The 24,294-nt window shown below is 36.6% G+C and carries 33 protein-coding genes; 2 read left to right on the top strand and 31 right to left on the bottom strand.

What is annotated here, in order from left to right:
• Position 1: 1 nt before the first annotated feature.
• The 30 genes from rplO to KO02_RS02185 form a co-directional block, all read right to left on the bottom strand.
• Positions 2-448 carry a 50S ribosomal protein L15 gene (gene rplO / locus KO02_RS02330; protein ID WP_038695508.1) on the bottom strand — a complete coding sequence of 149 codons (447 nt, stop codon included), beginning with the start codon at positions 446-448 and terminating at the stop codon, positions 2-4.
• A 114-nt stretch (positions 449-562) separates the two neighbouring features.
• Positions 563-742 carry a 50S ribosomal protein L30 gene (gene rpmD, locus KO02_RS02325; RefSeq protein WP_038695506.1) on the bottom strand — a complete coding sequence of 60 codons (180 nt, stop codon included), beginning with the start codon at positions 740-742 and terminating at the stop codon, positions 563-565.
• 5 nt (positions 743-747) lie between these two features.
• Positions 748-1,266 (bottom strand): 30S ribosomal protein S5, encoded by a 519-nt coding sequence (gene rpsE, locus KO02_RS02320; RefSeq protein WP_038695504.1) that lies wholly within the window; start codon positions 1,264-1,266, stop codon positions 748-750.
• Between the two features lie 11 nt (positions 1,267-1,277).
• Positions 1,278-1,640 (bottom strand): 50S ribosomal protein L18, encoded by a 363-nt coding sequence (gene rplR, locus KO02_RS02315; RefSeq protein WP_400263560.1) that lies wholly within the window; start codon positions 1,638-1,640, stop codon positions 1,278-1,280.
• Complete coding sequence (gene rplF / locus KO02_RS02310) at positions 1,637-2,191, bottom strand: 50S ribosomal protein L6 (RefSeq protein WP_038695500.1); 555 nt, start codon at positions 2,189-2,191, stop codon at positions 1,637-1,639. The genes rplR and rplF overlap by 4 nt, the downstream gene beginning before the upstream one ends.
• 20 nt (positions 2,192-2,211) lie before the next feature.
• The gene (rpsH, locus tag KO02_RS02305) at positions 2,212-2,610 is read right to left on the bottom strand and encodes a 30S ribosomal protein S8 (RefSeq protein WP_038695498.1); all 399 of its coding nucleotides are present in this window, start codon (positions 2,608-2,610) and stop codon (positions 2,212-2,214) included.
• Between the two features lie 138 nt (positions 2,611-2,748).
• Positions 2,749-3,018 (bottom strand): 30S ribosomal protein S14, encoded by a 270-nt coding sequence (gene rpsN, locus KO02_RS02300; RefSeq protein WP_038695496.1) that lies wholly within the window; start codon positions 3,016-3,018, stop codon positions 2,749-2,751.
• The gene (gene rplE / locus KO02_RS02295; protein ID WP_038695494.1) at positions 3,011-3,580 is read right to left on the bottom strand and encodes a 50S ribosomal protein L5; all 570 of its coding nucleotides are present in this window, start codon (positions 3,578-3,580) and stop codon (positions 3,011-3,013) included. The genes rpsN and rplE overlap by 8 nt, the downstream gene beginning before the upstream one ends.
• Positions 3,580-3,927, bottom strand: a complete 348-nt coding sequence (gene rplX / locus KO02_RS02290) for a 50S ribosomal protein L24 (protein WP_038695492.1) — start codon at positions 3,925-3,927, stop codon at positions 3,580-3,582. The genes rplE and rplX overlap by 1 nt, the downstream gene beginning before the upstream one ends.
• Before the next feature lie 2 nt (positions 3,928-3,929).
• Positions 3,930-4,298, bottom strand: a complete 369-nt coding sequence (gene rplN / locus KO02_RS02285; RefSeq protein WP_021189647.1) for a 50S ribosomal protein L14 — start codon at positions 4,296-4,298, stop codon at positions 3,930-3,932.
• A gap of 1 nt (position 4,299) precedes the next feature.
• Positions 4,300-4,554 (bottom strand): 30S ribosomal protein S17, encoded by a 255-nt coding sequence (gene rpsQ, locus KO02_RS02280; protein WP_038695490.1) that lies wholly within the window; start codon positions 4,552-4,554, stop codon positions 4,300-4,302.
• 12 nt (positions 4,555-4,566) lie between these two features.
• On the bottom strand, positions 4,567-4,785 hold the full coding sequence (gene rpmC, locus KO02_RS02275; RefSeq protein ID WP_038695488.1) for a 50S ribosomal protein L29: 219 nt from the start codon (positions 4,783-4,785) through the stop codon (positions 4,567-4,569).
• A gap of 92 nt (positions 4,786-4,877) precedes the next feature.
• The gene (gene rplP, locus KO02_RS02270) at positions 4,878-5,300 is read right to left on the bottom strand and encodes a 50S ribosomal protein L16 (RefSeq protein WP_038695486.1); all 423 of its coding nucleotides are present in this window, start codon (positions 5,298-5,300) and stop codon (positions 4,878-4,880) included.
• Between the two features lie 54 nt (positions 5,301-5,354).
• Positions 5,355-6,146 carry a 30S ribosomal protein S3 gene (gene rpsC / locus KO02_RS02265; protein WP_038695484.1) on the bottom strand — a complete coding sequence of 264 codons (792 nt, stop codon included), beginning with the start codon at positions 6,144-6,146 and terminating at the stop codon, positions 5,355-5,357.
• 11 nt (positions 6,147-6,157) lie between these two features.
• Positions 6,158-6,592, bottom strand: a complete 435-nt coding sequence (gene rplV / locus KO02_RS02260; RefSeq protein ID WP_038695482.1) for a 50S ribosomal protein L22 — start codon at positions 6,590-6,592, stop codon at positions 6,158-6,160.
• Positions 6,593-6,598: 6 nt separating this feature from the next.
• Positions 6,599-6,865, bottom strand: coding sequence for a 30S ribosomal protein S19 (gene rpsS / locus KO02_RS02255; RefSeq protein ID WP_021189653.1), 267 nt, complete (start codon positions 6,863-6,865; stop codon positions 6,599-6,601).
• Complete coding sequence (gene rplB, locus KO02_RS02250) at positions 6,865-7,692, bottom strand: 50S ribosomal protein L2 (RefSeq protein WP_038695478.1); 828 nt, start codon at positions 7,690-7,692, stop codon at positions 6,865-6,867. Before rplB ends, rpsS begins: the two co-directional genes overlap by 1 nt.
• Positions 7,693-7,698: 6 nt before the next feature.
• Positions 7,699-7,989 carry a 50S ribosomal protein L23 gene (rplW, locus tag KO02_RS02245; protein WP_038695476.1) on the bottom strand — a complete coding sequence of 97 codons (291 nt, stop codon included), beginning with the start codon at positions 7,987-7,989 and terminating at the stop codon, positions 7,699-7,701.
• Between the two features lies 1 nt (position 7,990).
• Complete coding sequence (gene rplD / locus KO02_RS02240; RefSeq protein WP_038695474.1) at positions 7,991-8,620, bottom strand: 50S ribosomal protein L4; 630 nt, start codon at positions 8,618-8,620, stop codon at positions 7,991-7,993.
• Between the two features lie 3 nt (positions 8,621-8,623).
• Positions 8,624-9,241 carry a 50S ribosomal protein L3 gene (rplC, locus tag KO02_RS02235; RefSeq protein WP_038695472.1) on the bottom strand — a complete coding sequence of 206 codons (618 nt, stop codon included), beginning with the start codon at positions 9,239-9,241 and terminating at the stop codon, positions 8,624-8,626.
• Between the two features lie 231 nt (positions 9,242-9,472).
• On the bottom strand, positions 9,473-10,741 hold the full coding sequence (locus KO02_RS02230) for a DUF2264 domain-containing protein (protein WP_038695470.1): 1,269 nt from the start codon (positions 10,739-10,741) through the stop codon (positions 9,473-9,475).
• A gap of 268 nt (positions 10,742-11,009) precedes the next feature.
• Positions 11,010-12,257, bottom strand: coding sequence for a glycoside hydrolase family 88 protein (locus KO02_RS02225; RefSeq protein ID WP_038695468.1), 1,248 nt, complete (start codon positions 12,255-12,257; stop codon positions 11,010-11,012).
• A 669-nt stretch (positions 12,258-12,926) separates the two neighbouring features.
• Complete coding sequence (locus tag KO02_RS02220) at positions 12,927-13,286, bottom strand: CoA-binding protein (protein ID WP_038695466.1); 360 nt, start codon at positions 13,284-13,286, stop codon at positions 12,927-12,929.
• A gap of 14 nt (positions 13,287-13,300) precedes the next feature.
• Positions 13,301-14,491, bottom strand: coding sequence for a serine hydrolase domain-containing protein (locus KO02_RS02215; RefSeq protein ID WP_038695463.1), 1,191 nt, complete (start codon positions 14,489-14,491; stop codon positions 13,301-13,303).
• Between the two features lie 133 nt (positions 14,492-14,624).
• Positions 14,625-16,253 (bottom strand): 2-oxo acid dehydrogenase subunit E2, encoded by a 1,629-nt coding sequence (locus tag KO02_RS02210; RefSeq protein ID WP_038695461.1) that lies wholly within the window; start codon positions 16,251-16,253, stop codon positions 14,625-14,627.
• 33 nt (positions 16,254-16,286) lie between these two features.
• Positions 16,287-17,282, bottom strand: a complete 996-nt coding sequence (gene pdhA, locus KO02_RS02205; RefSeq protein WP_038695459.1) for a pyruvate dehydrogenase (acetyl-transferring) E1 component subunit alpha — start codon at positions 17,280-17,282, stop codon at positions 16,287-16,289.
• Between the two features lie 241 nt (positions 17,283-17,523).
• Positions 17,524-18,906, bottom strand: coding sequence for a histidine--tRNA ligase (hisS, locus tag KO02_RS02200; RefSeq protein ID WP_038695457.1), 1,383 nt, complete (start codon positions 18,904-18,906; stop codon positions 17,524-17,526).
• A 52-nt stretch (positions 18,907-18,958) separates the two neighbouring features.
• Positions 18,959-19,699, bottom strand: a complete 741-nt coding sequence (gene rnc, locus KO02_RS02195) for a ribonuclease III (RefSeq protein ID WP_051959735.1) — start codon at positions 19,697-19,699, stop codon at positions 18,959-18,961.
• 80 nt (positions 19,700-19,779) lie between these two features.
• Positions 19,780-21,033 (bottom strand): beta-ketoacyl-ACP synthase II, encoded by a 1,254-nt coding sequence (gene fabF / locus KO02_RS02190; RefSeq protein WP_038695455.1) that lies wholly within the window; start codon positions 21,031-21,033, stop codon positions 19,780-19,782.
• Positions 21,034-21,059: 26 nt separating this feature from the next.
• On the bottom strand, positions 21,060-21,296 hold the full coding sequence (locus KO02_RS02185; protein ID WP_021192392.1) for an acyl carrier protein: 237 nt from the start codon (positions 21,294-21,296) through the stop codon (positions 21,060-21,062).
• 271 nt (positions 21,297-21,567) lie between these two features.
• Here KO02_RS02185 and KO02_RS02180 point away from each other — a divergent pair, with 271 nt between their 5' ends.
• Together KO02_RS02180 and pyk are read left to right on the top strand one after the other, a co-directional pair.
• The gene (locus KO02_RS02180; RefSeq protein ID WP_038695452.1) at positions 21,568-22,062 is read left to right on the top strand and encodes an IPExxxVDY family protein; all 495 of its coding nucleotides are present in this window, start codon (positions 21,568-21,570) and stop codon (positions 22,060-22,062) included.
• A gap of 129 nt (positions 22,063-22,191) precedes the next feature.
• A complete protein-coding gene (gene pyk, locus KO02_RS02175; protein ID WP_038695450.1) occupies positions 22,192-23,619 on the top strand; it encodes a pyruvate kinase in 1,428 nt (475 codons plus the stop codon).
• Between the two features lie 232 nt (positions 23,620-23,851).
• On the opposite strand, the gene KO02_RS02170 is transcribed toward pyk, so the two are convergent.
• Positions 23,852-24,229 carry a hypothetical protein gene (locus tag KO02_RS02170; RefSeq protein WP_144243247.1) on the bottom strand — a complete coding sequence of 126 codons (378 nt, stop codon included), beginning with the start codon at positions 24,227-24,229 and terminating at the stop codon, positions 23,852-23,854.
• Between the last annotated feature and the right edge of the window lie 65 nt (positions 24,230-24,294).

Here is a 24,294-nt window from a genome sequence, read left to right as displayed (position 1 = left end):
ATTAAAGTTTAACAATAGAACCGCCTGCTGCTTCAATAGCTTGTTGAGCAGAAGCCGAGAACGCATGCGCTGTTACTTCAACTTTAGCTTTCAACTCTCCACGACCTAAGATTTTTACTTTGTCTTTTTTAGCTACTAAACCATGAGCAACTAATTCTTCTAAGTTTACAACAGTTAAATTATGTTTCTCAACCAATTCTTGTAGAGCATCTAAGTTTACACCATTATACTCAACGCGATTTAAGTTTTTGAAACCAAATTTAGGAACACGACGTTGCAAAGGCATTTGACCACCTTCAAAACCGATTTTCGTACTGTTACCAGAACGAGAGCCAGCTCCTTTGTGACCACGCGTAGATGTACCACCGCGACCAGAACCTGTACCACGACCAATACGTTTACGATTTTTTACCGAACCTTTTGCAGGTCTTAAATTACTTAAGTTCATTTTAAAACTAAATTGTGTTAGGCCTTCGCTTTCACTAAACAGGTCCTAACGATTAAAAAATTGATTAATAACAAGTAATGGAAAAGACTCTAGAGTCTTTTCCATATGCTACTATTAAATAGTCTCGATAGCTACTAAGTGATTCACTTTTCTTACCATGCCAATAATAGCTGGTGTAGCTTCAACTTCTACTGATTGATTGATTTTTTTCAAACCTAATGCCTCAATAGTTTTCTTTTGGCGCTCGCTTCTGTCGATAACGCTCTTTATCTGGGTGATTTTTATTTTTGCCATGATAATTAACCGTTAAATACTTTGTTTAAATCGACACCGCGGTGTTGTGCTACTGTGTATGCATCACGCATATTAGCCAAAGCGTCAATAGTTGCCTTCACCACGTTGTGTGGGTTAGATGAACCTAATGACTTCGCTAATACGTCTTTGATACCAGCAGACTCTAATACTGCACGCATCGCACCACCTGCTAATACTCCTGTACCTGCGATAGCTGGTTTTATCAAAACTGAACCTCCTGAATATTTACCATATTGAGAGTGAGGAACAGTACCTTTGATAATTGGAACTTTAACTAAGTTTTTCTTAGCGTCGTCAATTCCTTTTGTAATAGCTTCAGTAACCTCTTTCGCTTTACCTAAACCGAAACCAACGATACCGTTTTCATCCCCTACAACAACGATTGCAGAGAAACTGAAAGTACGACCACCTTTAGTAACTTTAGCTACACGTTGGATACTTACTAAGCGATCTTTTAACTCAATCTCGCTTGATTTTACTCTTTTTATATTGCTTAATGCCATTTCTTCTATGATTAAAAGTCTAAACCGCCTTCGCGAGCACCTTCAGCCAAAGATTTGATACGGCCATGGTATAAGTACCCATTACGGTCAAAAACTACTTTACTAATTCCAGCTGCAACTGCTTTTTCTGCAACTAATTTACCTACTGCTTTTGATTGCTCAACTTTGTTGCCTGTAGCAGCAAATTCTTTTGAAGAACTAGAAGCTGACACTAATGTCTTTCCTGCAACATCATCAATTATCTGAGCGTAGATACCTTTATTACTTCTAAAAACTGACAAGCGTGGACGCTCTGTTGATCCAGCCAGGTGTTTTCTGATTCCTTTTTTGATTCTCTCTCTACGAGATGCTTTATGTCCTGCCATGGTTATTATTTTTTAGCTGATTTACCTGCTTTTCTTCTTAATACTTCACCTACAAACTTGATACCTTTACCTTTGTATGGCTCTGGTTTACGGAAACCACGGATTTTCGCTGCGATTTGACCGATTAATTGTTTGTCGATAGATTCCAAAGTGATAGTAGGGTTTTTACCTTTATCAGCAGTTGTTGTTGCTGTAATTTCCTTTGGCAACATAAACACAATCTGGTGAGAGAAACCTAAAGTTAACTCTAATACATTACCAGTGCAAGTTGCACGGTAACCTACACCTACTAATTCTTGAGTAGTTTTGTAACCTTCAGTTACACCGACAACCATATTGCTCAATAAAGAGCGGTATAATCCGTGTAGTGCTTTGTGTCTTTTTTGATCTGTGGCACGAGTTACTACGATGTTACCATCTTCTTGAGCAACTGTAATGTCACGATCAACTTGTTGTGTTAATTCACCTTTAGGGCCCTTTACTGTAACTAAATTCTTGTCAGATACAGTCATCGTTACACCTGCAGGCATAGCGATAGGCGCTTTTCCAATTCTTGACATTTCTTTGTGATTTTCCTAGATTAATAAACGTAACATAAAACTTCACCGCCAACATTTTGTAAGCGAGCCTCTTTGTCTGTCATAACTCCTTTAGAAGTTGACAAGACAGCAATACCCAAACCATTCAAAACACGAGGCATAGTCTCAACACTTGCATACTTTCTTAAACCAGGTTTACTCACACGTGTCAACGTACGAATAGCCGAGATTTTGCTAATTGGATTATATTTCAAAGCAATTTTGATTGTGCCTTGAATTCCATCATCCTCAAATTTGTAATTAGCAATATAACCTTTATCAAAAAGAACTTTAGTAATTTCTTTCTTAAGGTTCGATGCAGGAATTTCAACAACCCTGTGGTTGGCCTTAATGGCATTCCTTACTCGTGTAAGGTAATCCGCTATTGGATCTGTATTCATTGTATATAAAAATTGTGACAACGGTTTCTTTTCCAACCTTTGGAACAGACCTTTTGCCGATTAATAAATTTTAACGTAAAAAACCCAAGCAAATCTTATAAAAGATTTGCTGGGGCAAAATTACTTTTTTTTTCGATATTACCAAGAAGCTTTTTTAACCCCCGGGATTTTACCATCTAATGCCATCTCACGGAATGTAACACGAGAGATACCGAATTGACGCATATATCCTTTAGGACGTCCTGTTAGTCTACAACGGTTGTGTAAACGAACTGGAGAAGCATTCTTAGGTAATTTATCTAATGCAGCATAATCACCAGCAGCTTTTAACGCAGCACGTTTGTCAGCAAATTTAGCTACTAATTTAGCGCGTTTTACTTCGCGAGCTTTTAATCCTTCCTTAGCCATTGTTATTAGTATTTTGATTTTTAAATGGTAAACCGAATTGTTTCAACAATTCTAAAGCCTCAACATCGTTTCCTGCGCTAGTCACGAAAGTGATGTCCATACCTTGAATTTTGTTGATTTTATCAATGTTTATCTCAGGGAAAATGATTTGCTCAGTAATACCTAAGTTGTAGTTACCTCTTCCATCGAATCCTTTATCGTTGATACCACGGAAGTCACGAATACGTGGAAGTGATACAGCGATTAAACGATCTAAGAACTCATACATGTTATTATCACGTAAAGTAACACGTACACCAACAGGCATACCTTTACGCAATTTAAAGTTTGAGATATCTTTTTTCGATTTAGTTGAAACAGCTTGTTGTCCAGTAATTAATGTCATCTCTGAAAGAGCGTTATCAATTAATTTCTTATCTGAAGTGGCAGCACCTACACCTTGTGAAACAACGATTTTCTCAAGTTTAGGAACCTGCATAACACTTTTATACTGGAATTTATCTTTAAGTGCTGTACGGATTTCCTCCGCATATTTCACTTTTAATCTTGGTATGTAAGTCATTATTTAATTTCCTCCCCTGATTTTTTTGCTACACGAACAAGTTTACCATCTTCATTAACTTTACGACCTACGCGAGTAGGAGCTCCTGTTTTAGGATCGATTAAAGCTAAGTTTGAGATATGAATAGCTGCTTCTTTTTCAATAATACCACCATTAGGAGTAGCCGCACTTGGTTTAGTGTGTTTCTTAATGAAGTTAGCGCCTTCTACAATGGCTCTATCTGCATCCACTAAAACTTGCAATACTTTTCCTTGAACACCTTTAGAGTTACCAGCGATAACTTTCACTAAATCACCTTTTTTAATCTTGATTTTGTGTGTAGTTTTTGTTATTTTCTTGTATGCCATAATTATAAAACCTCCGGTGCTAGTGATACAATTTTCATGAACTGTTTTTCACGTAACTCTCTAGCAACTGGGCCAAAGATACGTGTACCACGTGGTTCATCATTATTATTTAATAATACTGCAGCATTGTCATCAAAACGAATATAAGAACCATCTTTACGACGGATTTCTTTTTTAGTTCTAACAACTACAGCTTTAGAAACAGTACCTTTTTTTACGTTTCCTGAAGGTAAAGCGCTTTTGATGGTAACAACAATTTTATCACCTATCGAAGCATAACGCTTACCTGTGCCACCTAACACACGGATTACTAAAACTTCTTTAGCTCCGCTATTATCAGCAACATTTAGTCTTGATTCCTGTTGTACCATGTTATTTAGCTCTTTCTAATATTTCTACTAATCTCCAATTCTTAGTCTTACTCAGCGGACGAGTTTCCATAATTAATACCGTATCGCCGATACCACAGGTATTAGTTTCGTCATGAGCTTTAAATTTAGTAGTTTTTTTCACGAACTTACCATAGATTGGGTGTTTAACTTTACGTTCAACCGTTACTACGATAGATTTGTCCATTTTATTGCTAACTACTAAGCCGATTCTTGTTTTTCTTAATTGTCTTTCCATTTCGACTTTAATTTATGCCTCAGAGGCTGTTTCTTTTTTAGCTGCAGCTTTACGAGTAGTCAACGCCGTACTAAGACGAGCGATTTGTCTACGAGCCGTTTTGATTACATTAGGGTTCTCAATTGCAGAAACAGCATGTGCAAATTTCAATTTGCTAAGGGCAGCTTTCTCTTCTACTAAACGAGCAGCTAAATCCTCTGTTGATAATTCTAAAATTTCTGAATTTTTCATTTTATTTCAGTTGTTATATTGGGTTATCATTAGTTTATATATAGCCTTAGGAGTAACGGTCCTAAGGCTTAAATAATGATATTACCAACGATTTATGCTTCTACGTAATCTCTACGTATAACAAACTTAGTTTGAACCGGAAGTTTTTGAGCTGCAAGACGTAAAGCTTCTTTAGCAATTTCTAAAGGCACTCCTTCTGCTTCAAATAACATACGGCCTGGGCGTACTACGGCAACCCAGTATTCTGGAGCTCCCTTACCTTTACCCATACGAACCTCTGCAGGTTTCTTAGTTACGGGTTTATCAGGGAAGATACGGATCCAAACTTGACCTTCACGTTTCATGTAACGTGTCACTGCAATACGAGCTGCCTCGATTTGACGGCTTGTGATCCATGCTTCCTCCAATGATTTGATACCGAATGAACCGAAAGCTAACTCTGCTCCACGAGAAGCGTTACCTTTCATACGTCCTTTCTGCATCTTTCTGAACTTTGTTCTTTTTGGCTGTAACATGTTCGTTATCTATTTTAATCTGCTTAAGCAGATATGTTGTTATCTATTAAACTTTTAATCTCTTTTTGCACCACGGTTGTTTCCACCACGATTGTTGTTTCCACCGCGACGATCACCACCACGACCACCTTTACGGTTGTCACGACGATCAGCACCACCTTCGTTTCCACCACGTGTTTTCACACCAGAAGCTTGACCAAGGTTTGGAGATAAGTCACGTTTACCGTAAACCTCACCTTTACAGATCCAAACTTTGATACCGATTTTACCGTAAGTAGTTAATGCTTCAGCTAATGCATAATCGATATCAGCACGCAATGTGTGTAAAGGAGTTCTTCCTTCTTTGTATTGCTCAGAGCGTGCCATTTCAGCACCACCTAAACGACCAGAACACATTACTTTAATACCTTCAGCACCCATACGCATCGTAGATGCAATCGTAGTTTTCATTGCACGACGGAATGAAATACGAGCTTCTAATTGCTTAGCGATACCTTCAGCCACTAATTTAGCGTCTAACTCAGGGCGTTTAATCTCGAAAATGTTAATTTGAACATCTTTTTTAGTGATTTTCTTTAACTCTTCCTTGATTTTATCAACTTCTTGACCACCTTTACCGATAACGATACCAGGTCTGGCTGTATGGATAGTTACTGTGATACGTTTTAAAGTTCTTTCAATAACAACTTTTGCTACACCACCTTTTGCTATACGAACAGAAAGATATTTTCTAATCTTTTCGTCTTCTACTAATTTATCGGCATAGTTTTTTCCTCCGAACCAATTAGAATCCCAACCTTTGATGATTCCTAATCTGCTACCTATTGGATTTGCTTTTTGTCCCATTTCTCAATAAATTAGTTTTGTTCAACGTTAGATTTACTGTCAACGATCAAAGTAACATGGTTTGAACGCTTACGAATTCTGTAACCGCGACCTTGAGGAGCTGGACGTAATCTTTTCAATTGACGACCACCTGCTACTGATACTTCTTTAACGTATAATTGACTATCTTCAACAGATTTACCTTCGTTTCTAGCCTCCCAGTTTTTAATTGCAGATAATAATAATTTCTCTACACGGATTGCTACTTCTTTGCTTGTATGCTTTAAAATATATAAAGCATTTTCTACTTTCTCGCCACGAATTAAGTCCACTACTAAACGCATCTTACGAGGTGAAGTAGGGCAATTTAATAATTTGGCAGTAGAAGCTCCTCCTATTTGAGCTTTCTCTTGCTCTTTGCGCTGTCTTATTAAAACAGACTTTTTAAGTTTTTTTGTTGCTTCCATTACCTATTATTTTTTCTTTTCTGCGTGGCCTCTGAATGTACGTGTAGGAGCGAATTCGCCTAATTTGTGACCTACCATATTTTCCGTTACATAAACAGGAATAAATTTATTCCCATTGTGCACTGCAAAGGTATGACCAACAAAATCAGGAGAAATCATTGATCTACGAGACCAAGTTTTGATAACTGACTTTTTGTTAGTTTCATTCATAGAAAGAACTTTTCCTTCTAAGTTGTGATCGATATAAGGACCTTTTTTAATTGAACGAGCCATTATTTTTTCCTTCTCTCAATGATGTAACGATTCGATGTTTTCTTCTTGTCGCGTGTTTTGAAGCCTTTAGCTAAAACACCTGTGCGTGAACGAGGTTGTCCTCCTGAGGTACGACCCTCACCACCACCCATAGGGTGATCGACTGGGTTCATAGCTACACCACGAACTCTTGGACGACGTCCTAACCAACGGTTACGACCAGCCTTACCTAACACTTCGATTTTTCTATCGTGGTTAGATACTGAACCGATTGTAGCAACGCAAGTCAATAAGATCATACGTGTCTCACTTGAAGGTAATTTGATAATAGCATATTTACCGTCACGAGCAGACAATTGGGCATAAGTACCAGCCGAACGAGCGATTGAACCACCTTGACCAGGGTTCAATTCGATGTTGTGGATGATAGATCCCAATGGAATGTTTGCTAATGGTATTGTATTACCTACTTCAGGGGCAACTTTTTCTCCTGCAACTACTGTCATTCCAACTTTTAAACCAGCTGGAGCAATGATGTAACGTTTCTCACCATCAACATAATGCAATAATGCAATACGTGCTGTACGGTTTGGATCGTACTCAATTGTAGCTACTGTTGCAGGGATATCTTTTTTATCGCGTTTGAAATCTATTAATCGGTAAACTTTCTTGTGTCCCCCACCGATGTAACGCATAGTCATTTTACCGGATTTATTACGACCGCCCGATCTTTTGTTGCTTCCAACTACTAACGTTTTTTCAGGAACATTAGTTGTTACGTCAGAATAGTCAGCGCCTACTCTGAAACGAGTACCAGGGGTTACCGGTTTGAATCTTTTAACTGCCATCTCTAATTATATAGTACTGTAAAAGTCAATAGTTTCGCCGTCCTTAATAGTAATGACAGCTTTTTTATACTTAGGAGCTCTACCAGATACGAAACCCGCTTTTGTGTAACGGCTTTTAGCTTTACCTGCTACTACTGCAGTGTTAACTGCAACAACAGTAACGCCAAACATAGCCTCAATTGCTGTTTTGATCTGAATTTTGTTAGCTCTGTGATCTACTTTGAAAGCATAACGGTTTAATTTTTCCGTTAAAAATGAAGCTTTCTCAGTTAAGATAGGTTTTTTAATAATGTCCATATTACTTAGCTAATGCCTCCTCCAAAGTTTTAAGCGAACCTGTAGTAAATAATAACTTACCTGCATTTAATACATCATATGTATTCAATTGATCTACAGTTGTTACTTTTGCTTTTTTCAAGTTTCTGCTTGATAAATAAACGATATTATCTTGCGCTGATAAAACCAATAAAGTTTTCTCATCTGCTACATTTAAAGCATTTACGAAAGCAACATAGTTTTTAGTTTGGATTGAGTCAAATTTAACTTCATCCAATACTACCACGTTGTTATCAATTGCTTTGTAGCTTAACGCTGATTTACGTGCTACTTGTTTCAATTTTTTATTCAATTTGAAACTGTAATCACGAGGTTGAGGACCGAATACACGGCCACCACCATTAAACAATGGAGATTTGATAGAACCCGCACGAGCACCACCAGTACCTTTTTGTTTGTGTAATTTACGAGTCGAACCCGCAATTTCATTTCGTTGTTTAGATTTGTGAGTTCCTTGGCGTTGATTCGCTAAGTACTGCTTCACGTCCAAATAGATCGCATGATCGTTAGGCTCTAACCCAAATACCGACTCAGGAAGTTGCACCTTGGCACCTGTTTCTTTACCTGATAAATTTAAAACTTTAACTTCCATTTCCTATTTGTCTACAACTACATAAGAACCTTTAGCTCCTGGGATGGAACCACTAACAACGATTAGGTTTTGATCAGCGTAAACTTTCAAAACTTGTAAGTTTTGAACTTTAACTTTATCACCACCCATACGGCCCGCCATACGCATACCTTTAAATACACGCGAAGGCCAAGAAGCCGCACCAATTGAACCTGGCGCACGTAATCTGTTGTGCTGACCGTGAGTCGCACCACCTACACCACCAAATCCATGACGTTTCATTACACCTTGGAAACCCTTACCTTTTGAAGTACCGACTACGTCAACGTACTCGCCCTCCTCAAAAAGTGTAACGTCAACTACGTCACCAAGTTGTTTAGCATCTGGGAAAGTTTTAAACTCTACCAGCTTACGCTTAGGCGTTGTGTTTGCTTTTGCAAAGTGCCCCTTTAAAGAATTCGTTGTGTTCTTTTCCTTAGCTTCACCGAAGCCAAGTTGAACAGCAGCGTAGCCATCTTTCTCTTCCGTACGTATCTGCGTAACCACGCACGGACCAGCTTGAATAACAGTACACGGAATGTTTTTTCCCTCTGCATCAAACAGGCTTGTCATTCCTACTTTTTTTCCAATAATACCTGACATGTTGTAAATTAATTAATTAAAAGTCCATCGAAGCAGTAGGGCTTCGCTCAAGACGTATTTCTCCCAATAAGGGATTGCAAAAGTACAAATAATTTTCTAACTACCAAATTATTAGCACATTATTTTTTATTTTTTTAAGCCTTTTCTAAAACAAAAAAGAACTTTAAACGCCAAAAAAACGAAAGCCGATAAAAAAAAACACCAATGAACTTCAAAGAATATACACAAGAATTAATATGCGACATAATAATCTTTCGGAAATTGTTCTGCTCCCCATGCTTTCTGCGATGTCCATTTCTCAGCAGCGCATGTCCAAAATTCATCATCATCAGGTAGGCCTAAAGGCAAAAAAGATAACGAAACCACATACATAGAGCCAGCATTAGTATAATAATCTGCTAAATTTTCTTGACGATCCCCCACGACCCCCATTCGAAGCCATCCTGATGGTGAAAATGTTTTATCAATAAAAATATGCTTAAGCACAGCGGTAAGAGCTGCTCTTACTTGACCTTTAGAAATATCCTCTGGCAATCTGTTTTCCAATGCAACAGCGGCCAAAGGTTGAAAAGCTGCATTTTTATAAGTTGACGATCTGCCCACGACCAAGTAATGTCCCTCCGGAGAAATCATTCGTTCCAAATGATGAGCATAACGTTGCATACGTTTATAAGCCCTATCAAACATCTCTTTATATTTCTCACCTGCACATCTATTATGCCGAAGTGCTTCAACCTGCATATTGTGTATAACGTAACCATTATAATGATCAAAGCTAAAACGAGCTCCATCACTATACCATCCATCTCCAACATACCATTCTTGATCAAACTTATTGACAGCGTAATCGATCTTCTCTCGCACGCAATCTTCGTTTATACTATACAAGAATGTCTCTGTCATTGCCGCAAATAGAAGCCAATTACTTTCGTTGGGTTTAATTTTGCGCAATAACTTAAATTCTTCTACAACTCTTTTCTTAGTCAATTCATCCAACGGTTCCCATAGTGCTTTTGGCGCACGTAGAAAAGCCAAAGCAAGATGTGCCGCATCTACCAAGGTTTGAGACGAAGCCCCTCTCCAAGTGAAATAATCTGGTGATATCGGATCGACTCCATATTTAATTCCTAATAAAGCCTGCTTTCGTAATCGCTCACGAAGCTTCCCCTCATCAGAGTCATCATCAGAAAGGGCAAGCCAAGGTGCCATTCCTGCCAACAGCCTCCCAAAAGCTTCCAGATATCCCACACCCGAATCTCTATTATCAAATGTTGGACTAACTTCCATTGGCATGTTCTTTCTCCACTGTTGTATACTGATATTACTCAAGATTGGCGAGGCTATCTTCGTTAATATTGCAACCCAATAGGAACGATCATTCTCGGTAACCGATTCCTTCATCTCATGTTGAGATTCAGCCTTCGCATCTATTGGCAACGATGTAGCCAAAGTACCCATACCTGCCCCGCCCAATAACTTCAATAATAATCTTCTTTTCATAAATTTGATATTACAACTTGTCAATTTAGTATTATCTCTAATTCACATTTAAAAAACAACATTGCTTAAAAAAAAACAAGTCTAAAAAATTAAAATGCCGTGTCAATAGATTATACTGGTAGTTGATAATTATTACAAACAAACGGATATATTCCTTCATACTTTTATAAAAGCTGTATAATTTCTTAGCACAACTTGATTATCTCTTATACCGAATCAGACTGATATCCGTCCTCTTCCCAATTGAGAAACTAATCAAGCACATAAATTACATGGTAATCTCAAAAATAACAGATTGTCCCTCTAATAGCCTTTTATATCTAATTAATGCCTCAACATAATAATAATCAGCATATGTCAAAGGCACATCAACTTCCGAATTCAATGGCAAAGCCCCAACACTATGATTTAACAAATAGCCTCCATTTTCACCAGCTACAGATTTATAGGGTGTTTTTGATAAATTGGTAAGCATAGTCTCTGCTTTAGTCAGATAGAGTATCGACTCTTGCCCCTTCGTATATTGGGAAAGCTCTAGCAATGCCGAAGCATATAAAGTCGCCGCAGAGACATCACGCAAATCTTTTTTCGAATACATCTTATTTGAAGGGTCAATTTTATCCTTATCAAAATCCCAATATGGTATAAGGTCCTCTGGTAATGCTGGGTGATTTAAAATATATTTGGCTATGTGTCTTGCTTGATTTAAAAATTCCTTCTTCTTAGTTTCACGATACATCATTGTATAACCGTACAGGGCCCAACCTTGTCCTCTAGACCATGCCGATTCATCAAATGCACCTTGATGAGTCTTTTTACCAATAACTCCACCTGTAGCTTCATTGTAATCAATAACATGATAAGAACTATAATCCTTTCTAAAATGATTCTTCAATGTTGTTTGTGCATGTGTTACAGCTAAATCATAATATTTCTGATTCCCAGTCATCTTCGATACCTGTGTCAAAAATTCCAAATTCATCATATTATCAATAATAACAGGATAATTCCAAGGCTTATGATCCCATGATCGAATTGTTTTTGTCGTCTCATTAAATCGTGAAGCTAATGATTCCGCCCCTGTTACTAGGACGTGCTTATATTTTACCGTATCTCCCGTTAACCGTAATCCATTACCGAAACTACAAAATAACATAAACCCCAAATCATGCGTACCTTTATTATTTTTCTCTTTCTCCAAAAAAGGTAACTTATCTTCCACTTTTTGAAGTAATTCACGATCATGAGTTCCCTCATATAAATACCACAAAGTACCGGGATAAAAACCAGAACACCACCAGCTAGATGAAGAAAAAACCTGCTTATTATTTTCAAAAGTTTTAGGAAATTTTTCATTTGGTGTCTCTGCTGCGAGCACTTTAATTTGTTGCGCTGCATCATCCAAATTTTTTTGGATAAAGTCCTTCGTTAATTTCAGATTCTTAACTTGCCCATTCACTGTTGCTATTCCCAATATTGAACATAACACAAAAAGGATTTGGTTTTTCATTTTCATAATAAATATACTAATCTTAATTCGCTCTTATTTTATACATTATTTAATTTTTCACTTTTCACTAGCATTTGTACAATAAAGCTTATCCCATACTTTAATCAATCGAGAATCCTTAATTTTCTTAAAATTTACAAACAGGCTCTTTGTATTTCCAGATAAAGGGAAAACACGTCCTTCCAAAGGATCAATTTGATTATATCCGTCCAAAAAAAACAGAAACATCACTACTGTTAGATTCAATCTTTTTAAAAACTGTTACATAATCACCGCGGTTAACAATTGCTAATTATAAAATCGTAATTCAGCACAACTATCCTTAATTATGATTCCAAATACGTCATTGTTCCAAATAAATCATTACACGTAAAAAATACCGTCATAAATCGAATCCGCAATATCATAAATATGAAATACAGTTTTATCCCAACCATTTGCATATTGACCATAAAAGAACAGTAGGTAAAAATAAATGAATATAATTTTCATGATAGATTCTATTGGTCTCTAAAAATGTAGTTTTTTTACTAGAGACACAAGGGAAACTTACGAAATCGTTTGAGAAGAAATTAGACAAATGAAAAAGGTTGACTCTTAATAAGCCAACCTTTCATTTATAAATTAAATTTGTATTTTGCTATATTAACACCTTTATATAGCATCAGACTTAGACTAGTATTGACCTGTACTTAAAAGCACTAAAGTACAAGAATTGTCGGTCAGAATCCCCAATTTTTCAGCAAGCCCAACTAATTCGGGATTTTCAGTTCCAGGATTAAAAATAATCCGTTTAGGATTGGTTGCCAATATATAATCATAAAAACTCTTCTGATTGTTCGCGCTAACATATAACGTAATCGTATCTATATCTTGGTGTATATCACCTATTTTTTCGATTTCCACTCCAGCAACCTCTCCCTTTTTTAAACCTATATTGACAATATCATGTCCATACTTCCTCAATTTAAGAGCAGCTTTATACGAATATCGGTCTGGGTTAGTACTAGCACCTATAATTAGTGTCTTTTTCATATTTACATCTCCTATTAAACATCATCAGCTGCATTACCGGCATCATTGTATGCGCCCTTTCTCAATATTGGCATACCTAATATTTTGTAAAGTTCATCCAATTTCACCAAGCTACCATTGGCCATATTAGAAAGCAAGACAATCGTAATATTATTTTTTATATCCCTAACATAAAGATTACGAAATCCATGCCACCATCCAGTATGATATATCATAACATCGTCACGATGATGAAAAGTACGCCAACCTAATCCATATCCAAAGATTCCATTCTTAGACTTAGCACGATCCACATAAGCAGAGTCTAAAGTCTCCTTCTTCAGTAATCGTCCCTCGCTTAAAGCCAAATCAAGTTTGTAAAGATCCCTTACCGTACTATAAATACCTTTATCCCCCATGGGACCATCTTGGAAATTCTGCACAACAGATCGTCTCCACACTTTATCATGACCAACAACATCCGTAGGAATTTTTTCATATATTGCTTTTGATAGCGCTACCGTATTAGTCATACCAGCTGGCATAAAGACATTTTCTTTCATCCATTCTGCATAGCTCTGCTTTGTTACCTTTTCAATAATAGCCGCCAAAACCATAAAGTTTGAGTTATTATAAAAAAATTTACCATCAGGTTTACCATAGCGATTCGGTTTGAACTCTGTCAGCATTCGCATAACATCTTGATTGCTCATCCCTTTCTTTTTTTCTTTCCAATGCTCATCAGAAAAGTAAACATAATTGGGTAATCCAGAACGATGTGATAACAATTGTTTTATCGTAATATCGGTATATGGAAAATCTGGATAAAAATCATTAATTGTTTGATCTAAGCTTAATTTACCTTCCTCAACCAATTTTAATATACCTATACCAGTCATCGGTTTCGAAACAGAAGCGAGCTCAAATTTTGAATCAATCTTCAAGCTATCTTTTAAAAGGTAATTAGCCCAACCAAATGAATTTTGATATAAAATTTTTCCATTTTTAGCTATTAAAACATTACCGTTAAAACCAGATTTCTTATGCAAATTTTGCATAAATGCGTCTATTTTTGGATCCGCATCAGCAGGGTTATAAATAAGCTTTAGACTATCTGTTTTAGCCTGTTCAACAAATGCTTGTTGCTTTTTTTCTTCTTTGGAGCTGCACGATATAGTTGTTGCTATAAGAGTTGCAACAAGACCTTGTATTATATATAATTTCACTATTTTCTTGGATTCTATTTCTATTCTTATGTCTTAATGCTAAAATGAACATTTTAGTATTAAAAAAAGAAAAAAACAAAAAAAAAGGGCCACTTTATTTAAAGTGACCCTTTTAATACTTATATGAATGAGATTATGCCAGTAATCTTACTGGATTTTCCAATAAAGCTTTAAGTGTTTGTAAAAACTGAGCTCCGTTAGCACCATCAACTACACGGTGATCGCAACCTAAAGTCAATTTCATAACATTTCCTGGAACAACTGCACCATTCTTAACAACAGGCACCTGTTGGATTGCGCCTACAGATAAAATTGCACCATCAGGAGAGTTAATGATTGATGTAAACTCATCAATACCAAACATACCTAAATTTGAAACCGTAAAAGTAGATCCTTCCCAGTCAGCTGGAGTCAATTTCTTTGTTTTAGCTTTTTGTGCAAAATCTTTAACTTCTGCTGAAATATGAGATAAAGATTTACCATCAGCAAAACGAACAACAGGAACTAATAAACCATCTTCAACAGCCATCGCGACACCTATATTCGTATGCTCATTAAAACGAATCTTATCCCCTTTCCAAGAAGAGTTTACTGCAGGGTGTTTTTTCAAAGCAACCGCTACCGCCTTAACTACAATATCATTGAATGAAACTTTAACTGGCGCTACTTCATTGATTTGCGTACGCGCAAGCATCGCATTTTCCATATCAATACTTACAGTTAAGTAGAAATGTGGAGCTGTGAATAAGCTTTCACCTAAACGACGAGCAATCGTTTTACGCATTTGAGAGACAGCAACTTCAGTATATCTTTCTTCTCCTACGTAAGAAGGCAAAGAAATCGCTTTTGTTTCAGTAGCAACTGCAGTAGATGCTGCACTAACTGGAGCTGATTTGGCCGCAGGCGCGTAAGATTCAACATCTTTTTTCACGATACGTCCGCCATCAGCAGAACCTTTAACATCGTTCAAATTAATCCCTTTATCTTTAGCTATTTTACGCGCTAAAGGAGAAGCTTTTACTCTTGAATCGTCAATTACATCAGAGGCTTTATTTTCCACTGAACCACCTGACTCAACTTTAGCTTCCTCTTTTACCTCTGTAGCTGCTGGTTGCGTAACTGCCGTTTTTTGATTTAACAATGGTGTTACATCAGTACCTGCCGGACCTACAATCGCAATGATATCATTTACTTTTGCAGCTTCCCCCGCTTCAAGACCAACATATAACAATGTGCCATCAGCATAAGCCGTCACCTCCATTGTTGCTTTGTCTGTCTCTACATCAGCGATTGAATCATCAGACTTTATGGTATCACCAACTTTAAAATTCCATTGTGCTATAACACCTTCAGTCATCGTGTCGCTTAGCAAAGGCATCGTAATCACTGTTACACCCAATGATTCAGGAGTAACATCTGATTGTGGAGCTATTGCAGTATCAGAAGAAGTCGAAACCTCTTCTTTTTTCTCTACTTCAGCAACCACTTGAGGCGCATCACTTAATAATGATTGAAAATCTTCACCCGGTTCACCAAGAATAGCTATAATAGCATCAATTGCCACTGCTTCACCTTCTTTTGGACCAATATATAAAAGAGTACCTTCTTGGTATGATTCAAAATCCATTGTTGCTTTATCCGTTTCGATTTCTGCAACTAAATCACCAGAATTAACTTTATCACCAACTTGTTTGTGCCATTTAGCGATGACCCCTTCAGTCATGGTATCGCTCATTTTCGGCATTCTAACTACTTCAGCCATTGTATTTTATTTATCTAGTTAAAGTAACTTATATTAATCTAATATAAATGGATAATCTTCTTGAACGTACACATCTTTGTACAATTCATCTACTGTTGGAAAAGGAGACTCCTCAGCAAATTTAACAGACTCATCTACGATGCTTTTCACTTCTGCGTCCACCTCAGCAAACCATGCTTCATCAGCATAATTGTTTTCAACAATTGCATGCTTAGTCGCTAATAATGGGTCACGACCTTTATATTCTTCTAATTCTTCTTTCGTACGGTATTTAGCAGGATCGGACATCGAGTGACCTTTATAACGGTAAGTACGAATTTCTAAGAAAGTAGGACCTTCTCCAGCACGTGCGCGTTGAACAGCTTCATCCATTGCATTATGAACAGCAACTACGTCCATACCATCTACAGGAGCACAAGGCATATCAAAGCCTAAACCCATTTTATAAATATCTTGCATATTGGTTGTACGTTGTACAGAAGTACCCATTGCGTAACCATTGTTTTCACAAACAAAAATTACAGGTAATTTCCACAGCATCGCCATATTCAAAGATTCATTAAAAGCACCCTGACGAACAGCACCATCACCCATGTAACATACGTTAACATTATTAGTACCCAAATATTTTTCAGCAAAAGCGATACCAGCACCTAATGGAATTTGACCACCAACTATTCCGTGGCCACCCATCATCTTATGTTCTTTAGAGAAAAAGTGCATAGATCCACCTTTACCTTTTGAACAACCAGTTGCTTTTCCAAACATCTCAGCCATACATGCATTTGCAGACACACCTTTTGCTAAAGCATGTGCGTGATCACGATAGGCAGTAATTAAAGAATCTTCAGGTTTGATAACAGACATCGTTCCCGCTACCACTGCCTCTTGTCCAATGTACAAGTGACAGAAACCACGGATTTTTTGTTGTCCATAAAGTTGACCTGTTTTTTCTTCAAACTTACGCATAAGTAGCATAGATCTATACCACTCTAAATATGTCTCTTTTGTTATAGGTGTTGAACTCATTTCAAAGTTTTGAATTTCTTACTAATCTTGACTACAAATCTAATCAATTTGGGTGATATTTTGGTCAGAAAAACAAATTTTATTCTAGTTTTAGACAGTTCTAAGACATTTGAATTAAACGACATAAGAACAATGGCAAATAAATGACTGGCTTATTTTAGTAAATTAAATTAAGAACAAACTAAAAAGCCAAAAGACATGATATTCTTTTGGCTTTTGATATATTGTAACAAAGATGATTTTATTTCAAGTGATTGACCAAAGTCTCTTCATCCATTTTTATTTGATCTCCTGAAAACATATCTTTCAATGAAAGTTTCCCTGTAGACACTTCTTCTTCCCCGACCAATAAAACAAAAGGAATGCCTTTACTATCGGCATAGCTCATCTGTTTTTTTAATTTCGCAGCAGTTGGGTAAAGTTCGACGGCAATATTTGCTTGACGTAAACGATTCAATAGTGGCAAAGTATAAGATTCAATTTCTTTATCGAAATTCACAATAAGTAGCTTACTAAAATCCCCCTTATCTTCAGGGAACAAATTCAACTCTTCCAAAACGTCATATATTCTATCGGCACCAAATGAAACACCAGCTCCTGTTAAGCCCTTTAAGCCAAACATACCTGTCAAGTCATCATATCGTCCCCCGCCGCCAATACTGCCCATGGCTACTTCATTAGTTTTCACCTCAAAAATACAACCAGTATAGTAGTTTAATCCACGAGCTAGCGTAATATCAACCTCAACAAAACCAGTTAAAACTGCTTCAGAAGTATCCAACTTTTTGATATAGTCAAAAGTCTCTTCAATTTCAGCAATTCCCTCCTGACCAACTTCGGAATTTAAAAGCACGTCCTTCAAAGCAGACAACTTCTCCTCATTCGAACCCTCTAACAATATTATAGGGCGTAAAATATCTAAATCAGTTGTTGTAAAACCTCTTTCCAACAACTCTTTATTCACACCTTCTAGACCTATTTTATCCAATTTATCGATAGCAACGGTCATATCAACAATTAGTTCTGGTTTACCAATAATCTCAGCTATTCCAGACAGGATTTTACGGTTGTTGATTTTAATTGTAAAGTCCTTTAATCCCAGATTAATCAATGCTTCATGATAAATCAGGATAAATTCCGCCTCATTCAATAAGCTATCAGAGCCAACCACGTCCACATCACATTGATAGAATTCACGGTAACGTCCTCGCTGTGGTCTATCTGCACGCCAAACAGGTTGAATTTGAAAGCGTTTAAAAGGCAAGGAAATATCATTCTGATGCATGACTACATACCTTGCAAAGGGTACAGTCAGATCATATCGAAGAGCCTTTTCAGAAATATGGGTTATTAACTTAGTCGAAGATTTCGCTTCCAGGAGATTTTCTGGAGCTTTACTCAAATAATCCCCCGAATTCAATATTTTAAAAATCAGCTTATCCCCTTCGTCACCATACTTCCCAGTAAGTGTCTGTAAATTTTCAAAAGAAGGAGTTTGAATTTCACTATAACCATATTTTTTAAAAACGCATTTTAAAGTATTAAAAATATAATTACGTTTAAGCATTTCAGCAGGTGAAAAATCACGGGTGCCTTTAGCTAAAGAAGGTTTTACTATTGCCATTCGGCAAAGTTAAGATTTAAGAAGGATTTATTGGAACTTCGACAAAAAAAGCTTAAACAAGCTCTAAAATTTTTAAATATTCACATGCCTTTTCTGCAGCAGTTTTTTCGGCACTCTTTTTATTAAAGTCTTGCCCTAATCCACATACTTCACCTTGAACAACGGCTTCCACAGAAAACATCTTACTCGATTCTCCTGGCGGGTTTTCGACTTGATTAAAAACAACCTCTTTACCATTATGTTGGCACCACTCAATTAAGCGACTTTTGAAATTAGTTTCCGTTTGTTCTAATAGCAGAATATCAACATGTGGTTTTATGATGCGATTTAACAAGAAATTTTTAGTGAAAACATAACCTTTATCCAAATAAACAGCACCTATCAGTGCCTCAAATGCATCTCCTAGCAGAGACCCTTGTTTGTTAGGGAAACTAATCATTCTGGCATCAAATTGTATCAGTTCATTCAAACCCAATTTTCGAGAAAGCTGATTGAGGTGTGCTCGACTCACAATTTTAGATCTCATTTCAGTTAAGAAACCTTCGTCTTTATAAGGATATTTTTTAAATAGTAATTCTGCTACCACAGACCCCAAAATAGCATCGCCGAGAAACTCCAGTCGCTCGTTACTATTTTTCGCTCCCTCTTTAATCAAGACAGCCACAGACTTATGCCTAAAGGCCATTTGATAAAGACGTACGTTTCCAGGGACAAAACCGAGTAGGTTCTTCAACTTTCTGACATAAACTTTGTCAGAAGAAAAATATAATTTATAAATCCTTGAGAAAGGCATCTTTATCTTAAAAAGGGACAACAGGTCAAAATCAACCTGTTGTATCCCAATTATTTTTAATAACTTTTAATAAGTAACTCTTACGCTTTGTACTTTTTCACCACAATCGTAGCGTTATGTCCACCAAAGCCAAAAGTATTACTCATCGCAGCATTTACAATACGCTTTTCAGCTTTATTAAATGTGAAATTCAACTTATTGTCCAATTGTGGATCATCTGTAAAATGATTAATAGTAGGCGGTACTATATCATTTTGAACAGCTAAAATAGAAGCAATAGTCTCAATAGCACCGGCAGCACCTAAAAGGTGTCCAGTCATCGATTTCGTCGAACTAATGTTCAATTTATAAGCATGTTCACCAAACAAATCCACGATTGCTTTCGTTTCGCTAATATCACCTACCGGTGTCGAGGTTCCATGAACATTGATGTAGTCAATATCTGTGAAATTTAATTCAGCATCATTGACTGCCATTGTCATAGCAAGTTTCGCTCCCAATCCTTCAGGATGTGAAGCTGTGATATGATGAGCATCTGCGCTCATACCACCCCCACCGATTTCAGCATAAATTTTAGCACCACGCGCTAAGGCATGTTCTAAACTTTCTAATATTATAGCTCCAGAACCCTCTCCAGAAACAAAACCATCACGATCTTTATCAAAAGGTCGTGAAGCTGTTTTAGGATCATCATTTCTTGTTGACAGCGCATGCATGGCATTAAATCCACCAATTCCGGCTTCATTAATTGTCGCCTCTGAGCCACCTGTAACGATTATATCAGCTTTTCCCATACGGATATAGTTGAAAGCATCAATCATTGCATTAGTTGCAGAAGCACATGCTGAAACAGCAGAAAAGTTAGGTCCACGAAGACCGTGACGCATTGAAATATGTCCCGGCGCAATATCGACAAGCATTTTAGGAATGAAGAAAGGATTGAAACGTGGTGTTCCATCTCCTTTTGCGAAATTCACTACTTCATCTGTAAAAGTAGTTAATCCCCCAATTCCTGATCCCCAAATTACCCCGATACGATTTGTATCTAAATTTTCAAAAATTAAACCAGCATCCTTAATTGCTTCATCAGATGATGCAATAGCATACTGTACAAAAGGATCTACTTTGCGAGCTTCCTTGCGATCCATAAATTCATGCGGATCAAACCCCTTCACTTCACAAGCGAATTGGGTTTTAAATTTTGACGCATCAAAATGCGTAATGGGAGCAGCACCGCTTACACCATTTAGTAAACTATTCCAATATTCTGAAACAGTATTACCAATTGGTGTAAGTGCGCCTAATCCTGTTACTACTACTCTTTTAAGCTCCATTTATACGATTTGGCCCAATTAATTAGTTAGTTAACGTTTTTTTCCAAATAAGTGATTGCTTGTCCCACTGTACCAATAGTCTCAGCTTGGTCATCAGGTATAGCAACGTTGAATTCTTTCTCAAATTCCATGATTAACTCTACAGTATCAAGTGAATCTGCACCTAAATCATTAGTGAAAGAAGCTTCTGGTGTTACCTCGTTTTCGTCTACACCTAATTTTTCAACGATAATTGCCTTTACTCTTGAAGCGATATCTGACATGATTTTATAGTTTAATTGTTTAATAAATCTGTGCAAAGAAAATTAATTTTCATCAAATATAAAAATCCATTTGATTTTTAGATTGTCAAATTATTTTCCATCTCGGTATAGCCACACCCTTAACTCGCTATAAACTAACCTTCTTCAAGTATAACAATAATTCCTAATATGTACAAACATGAAGGCAATTAATTCAAATTTTACATTAAATTCACAGCAATTGCATCAATTTTTCGTATTTTCGTCAAGAACTCAAGCATAGATTTTCACTTTGAATAACAAAACGATACTAAAATGGGACCTAGAATTTGATGCAGAATTAGACTTCGTGCTCATTGCTATTTCATGTCCTTTGAAAGATTATCGCCTCTGTCACTTTATTAATAAAATGACCCTACTGAATTTCGTCAGGGGGAAGGAGGATAAATATGATCATAATCAAAAAATAAAGCAAAAACCGGAGGAAGAATTAGAATATCATACTATTTTTGACTCCAGCAAGAAGACAACGCAGCACTTCACGACCTTTTGGTATATCAACACCAAATTTCAAACGGAATTCTATTTAATCAACAACAAAAGTATTGAGGGAAGTCTTCTAATACCTGAACATCCCAATTTTGATTATTTTATAATCATAAAAAATTATATCGATGAAGATGACCTAGATCGAATTATAAAAAATATAAACAAAATACCTGAAGTGGTGTTTGTAAAAGAAATATCGCCAAAAATATTGAAATCTAAAGAAAATCTGATATTTTAGCAAACTATTTAATAGTGTACAAGATACACGCTTTAAATCTAAATTTTTCCTCGTCAATGAAAACGAGTTATATAACTCCATATATTATTGAGTTATACAATATAAAGTACATAGTATAAAAAAATTAGAATGGAAAAAGTTCAAAAAAGGACTAAAATTGTTGCAACGTTAGGTCCAGCATCTGCAGATAAACAAGTGTTAACAAATATGATTGCCAAAGGTGTAGACGTTTGTCGTTTAAACTTTTCTCACGGTAGTCAAGAAGATCACTTGAAAGTTATCCAAACCATCAATGCGATCAATGAAGAAACTAATTACAATGTTGCTATCTTAGCCGATCTTCAAGGTCCTAAAATTCGCATTGGAAAAATGAAAGAAGGTGGTGCTATTTTAGTAAATGGTTCCAAAGTTGAGATCACCACTCACGAGTTAATAGGTGATGAAGAAAAAATCTACATTACTTACGAAAACTTCCCTAACGATGTTTCAGAAAATGAAATCATCTTATTAGATGACGGTAAATTGCAATTGCGTGTTTTAAGCACGAACCATAAAGATACGGTAAAATGTGAAGTTGTACACGGTGGTGTATTAACTTCTCGCAAGGGTGTCAACTTACCCAACACTAAAGTTTCGATTCCTTCCTTAACAGAAGAAGATTTAGATAACTTAAATTTTGCCCTTGACCATGGGGCAGATTGGATTGCTATGTCATTTGTCCGCTCAGCCGAAGACATCTATCAATGTAAAAAAATCATTGCTGAAAAAGGAAGTCATGCACAGGTAATCGCGAAAATCGAAAAACCTGAGGCTATAGAAAATATTGATGCCATTATCGAAGCAACGGATGCAATCATGGTCGCACGTGGTGACCTTGGTGTTGAAATGCCAATGGAAGAAGTACCGGGATTACAAAAGATAATCGTTCAGAAATGTCGTGATTTATCAAAACCTGTTATCATCGCAACCCAAATGTTGGAAAGCATGATTACAACTCCTCGCGCTACACGTGCAGAGGTAAACGATGTTGCAAACTCTGTTATTGATGGAGCTGATGCTGTAATGTTAAGTGGCGAAACTTCTGTAGGTGAATTCCCTGAGATTGTTATCGAAACGATGAGCAAAATCATTATCCACGTGGAACAAACGTCTTACCCATATTATAATGAGAAAGTTAGTGAAATTAGCGATGGAACCAAAATTCCTGATGCAATCTGTGCCTCATCAGTATATTTAGCTAAGAAAACAGATGCTGCAGCTATTGCCGTATTAACATCTTCGGGTGCTACCGCATTCGAGATCGCTAGTTACAGACCGAATGCAGACATCATGGTCTTTACGGGTACAAAGACATTGCTACGTCAATTGAGCTTACTGTGGGGTGTTAAAACCTTTATCTACGACAAATTTGATAGCACTGATGGTTCGATTCATGATGTGAACAAATTTATCGTTAAGAACAACTACATCGCGCCAGGTTCTATTATTATTAACACCGCATCGACTCCATTGATCGAAAAAGGAAAAACAAATACCATTCGCGTGTCTCAATTGTAGACATCAATCAATAAATATCAAAAGCGCTTACTAAAATAATTAGTGAGCGCTTTTTCTTTATAGCAACTCTTTATCTTGGGGGTCACATCCTACTTCTAAATACATCTCCTATTTTAAAACTTACCATCACACAAAACGCTACAACCATTTGGGTAAACATTTTCACCGCCCCATTGAAAAGTAAAATCCATCTTCATTAAAGCACGAAAATTGTATTCAAAAACATAAGAAACTATTTCAACTGTCGATCAGCACCTCGCCTCAAGGGGCTGTCAATACGATGAAATGCACTATCTCGCAAAGCCTTATTTATAACACGATTGCTTGTTGAATCTTGATTCAATTTACGCATGTATCCCCCTTCTGGCATAATAAAATCTTCATGACTATTAGGGATTTCAATGGTACGAAGTTGTTTTGTTTTCTTATGTAATATATGATAGTGAATGTTGGAGTCGGCCGGAATTTTTAACACAGGTGTTCTCGAAAGATAAGAATGAGTTTCGACTTTCGATTTAATTTTCAACGTATCTTTAGCTATACTTTTTTGTTGTGCATGCAGCAAAAAAAACGAAGTACAAAAACACATACAGGTCAATAACTTTTTCATATCTTCACTATTTAAAAAACACATAATCTAATATACCTATTAATAGCCTTAAAGAAAAACAATCA

Origin of the sequence: Sphingobacterium sp. ML3W (assembly GCF_000747525.1) — a bacterium.
Lineage (GTDB): Bacteria > Bacteroidota > Bacteroidia > Sphingobacteriales > Sphingobacteriaceae > Sphingobacterium.
The sequence above is the reverse complement of the archived record's forward strand: the minus strand, read 5'-3'. Positions and strand labels throughout refer to the sequence as shown.

Coding starts and splice junctions, on each gene's coding strand:
- rpmD (WP_038695506.1), bottom strand. CDS start 742: ATGGCAAAAATAAAAATCACCCAGATAAAGAGCGTTATCGACAGAAGC.
- fabF (WP_038695455.1), bottom strand. CDS start 21,033: ATGGAGCTTAAAAGAGTAGTAGTAACAGGATTAGGCGCACTTACACCA.
- rplX (WP_038695492.1), bottom strand. CDS start 3,927: ATGGCATACAAGAAAATAACAAAAACTACACACAAAATCAAGATTAAA.
- rpsQ (WP_038695490.1), bottom strand. CDS start 4,554: ATGGAAAGACAATTAAGAAAAACAAGAATCGGCTTAGTAGTTAGCAAT.
- rplE (WP_038695494.1), bottom strand. CDS start 3,580: ATGACTTACATACCAAGATTAAAAGTGAAATATGCGGAGGAAATCCGT.
- rpsC (WP_038695484.1), bottom strand. CDS start 6,146: ATGGGACAAAAAGCAAATCCAATAGGTAGCAGATTAGGAATCATCAAA.
- KO02_RS02170 (WP_144243247.1), bottom strand. CDS start 24,229: ATGAAAAAGTTATTGACCTGTATGTGTTTTTGTACTTCGTTTTTTTTG.
- pyk (WP_038695450.1), top strand. CDS start 22,192: ATGGAAAAAGTTCAAAAAAGGACTAAAATTGTTGCAACGTTAGGTCCA.
- pdhA (WP_038695459.1), bottom strand. CDS start 17,282: ATGAGTTCAACACCTATAACAAAAGAGACATATTTAGAGTGGTATAGA.
- KO02_RS02225 (WP_038695468.1), bottom strand. CDS start 12,257: ATGAAAATGAAAAACCAAATCCTTTTTGTGTTATGTTCAATATTGGGA.
- rpmC (WP_038695488.1), bottom strand. CDS start 4,785: ATGAAAAATTCAGAAATTTTAGAATTATCAACAGAGGATTTAGCTGCT.
- rplD (WP_038695474.1), bottom strand. CDS start 8,620: ATGGAAGTTAAAGTTTTAAATTTATCAGGTAAAGAAACAGGTGCCAAG.
- rplF (WP_038695500.1), bottom strand. CDS start 2,191: ATGTCAAGAATTGGAAAAGCGCCTATCGCTATGCCTGCAGGTGTAACG.
- hisS (WP_038695457.1), bottom strand. CDS start 18,906: ATGGCAATAGTAAAACCTTCTTTAGCTAAAGGCACCCGTGATTTTTCA.
- rpsH (WP_038695498.1), bottom strand. CDS start 2,610: ATGAATACAGATCCAATAGCGGATTACCTTACACGAGTAAGGAATGCC.
- rplC (WP_038695472.1), bottom strand. CDS start 9,241: ATGTCAGGTATTATTGGAAAAAAAGTAGGAATGACAAGCCTGTTTGAT.
- rplB (WP_038695478.1), bottom strand. CDS start 7,692: ATGGCAGTTAAAAGATTCAAACCGGTAACCCCTGGTACTCGTTTCAGA.
- rplN (WP_021189647.1), bottom strand. CDS start 4,298: ATGGTACAACAGGAATCAAGACTAAATGTTGCTGATAATAGCGGAGCT.
- rplO (WP_038695508.1), bottom strand. CDS start 448: ATGAACTTAAGTAATTTAAGACCTGCAAAAGGTTCGGTAAAAAATCGT.
- KO02_RS02230 (WP_038695470.1), bottom strand. CDS start 10,741: ATGAAAAGAAGATTATTATTGAAGTTATTGGGCGGGGCAGGTATGGGT.
- rplW (WP_038695476.1), bottom strand. CDS start 7,989: ATGGACATTATTAAAAAACCTATCTTAACTGAGAAAGCTTCATTTTTA.
- rnc (WP_051959735.1), bottom strand. CDS start 19,699: ATGCCTTTCTCAAGGATTTATAAATTATATTTTTCTTCTGACAAAGTT.
- KO02_RS02210 (WP_038695461.1), bottom strand. CDS start 16,253: ATGGCTGAAGTAGTTAGAATGCCGAAAATGAGCGATACCATGACTGAA.
- rpsN (WP_038695496.1), bottom strand. CDS start 3,018: ATGGCTAAGGAAGGATTAAAAGCTCGCGAAGTAAAACGCGCTAAATTA.
- rplV (WP_038695482.1), bottom strand. CDS start 6,592: ATGGAAGCAACAAAAAAACTTAAAAAGTCTGTTTTAATAAGACAGCGC.
- KO02_RS02185 (WP_021192392.1), bottom strand. CDS start 21,296: ATGTCAGATATCGCTTCAAGAGTAAAGGCAATTATCGTTGAAAAATTA.
- rpsE (WP_038695504.1), bottom strand. CDS start 1,266: ATGGCATTAAGCAATATAAAAAGAGTAAAATCAAGCGAGATTGAGTTA.
- rpsS (WP_021189653.1), bottom strand. CDS start 6,865: ATGGCTCGTTCAATTAAAAAAGGTCCTTATATCGATCACAACTTAGAA.
- rplP (WP_038695486.1), bottom strand. CDS start 5,300: ATGTTACAGCCAAAAAGAACAAAGTTCAGAAAGATGCAGAAAGGACGT.
- KO02_RS02220 (WP_038695466.1), bottom strand. CDS start 13,286: ATGAAAAAGACACTAATTATAGGTGCTAGTACTAACCCAGACCGATAT.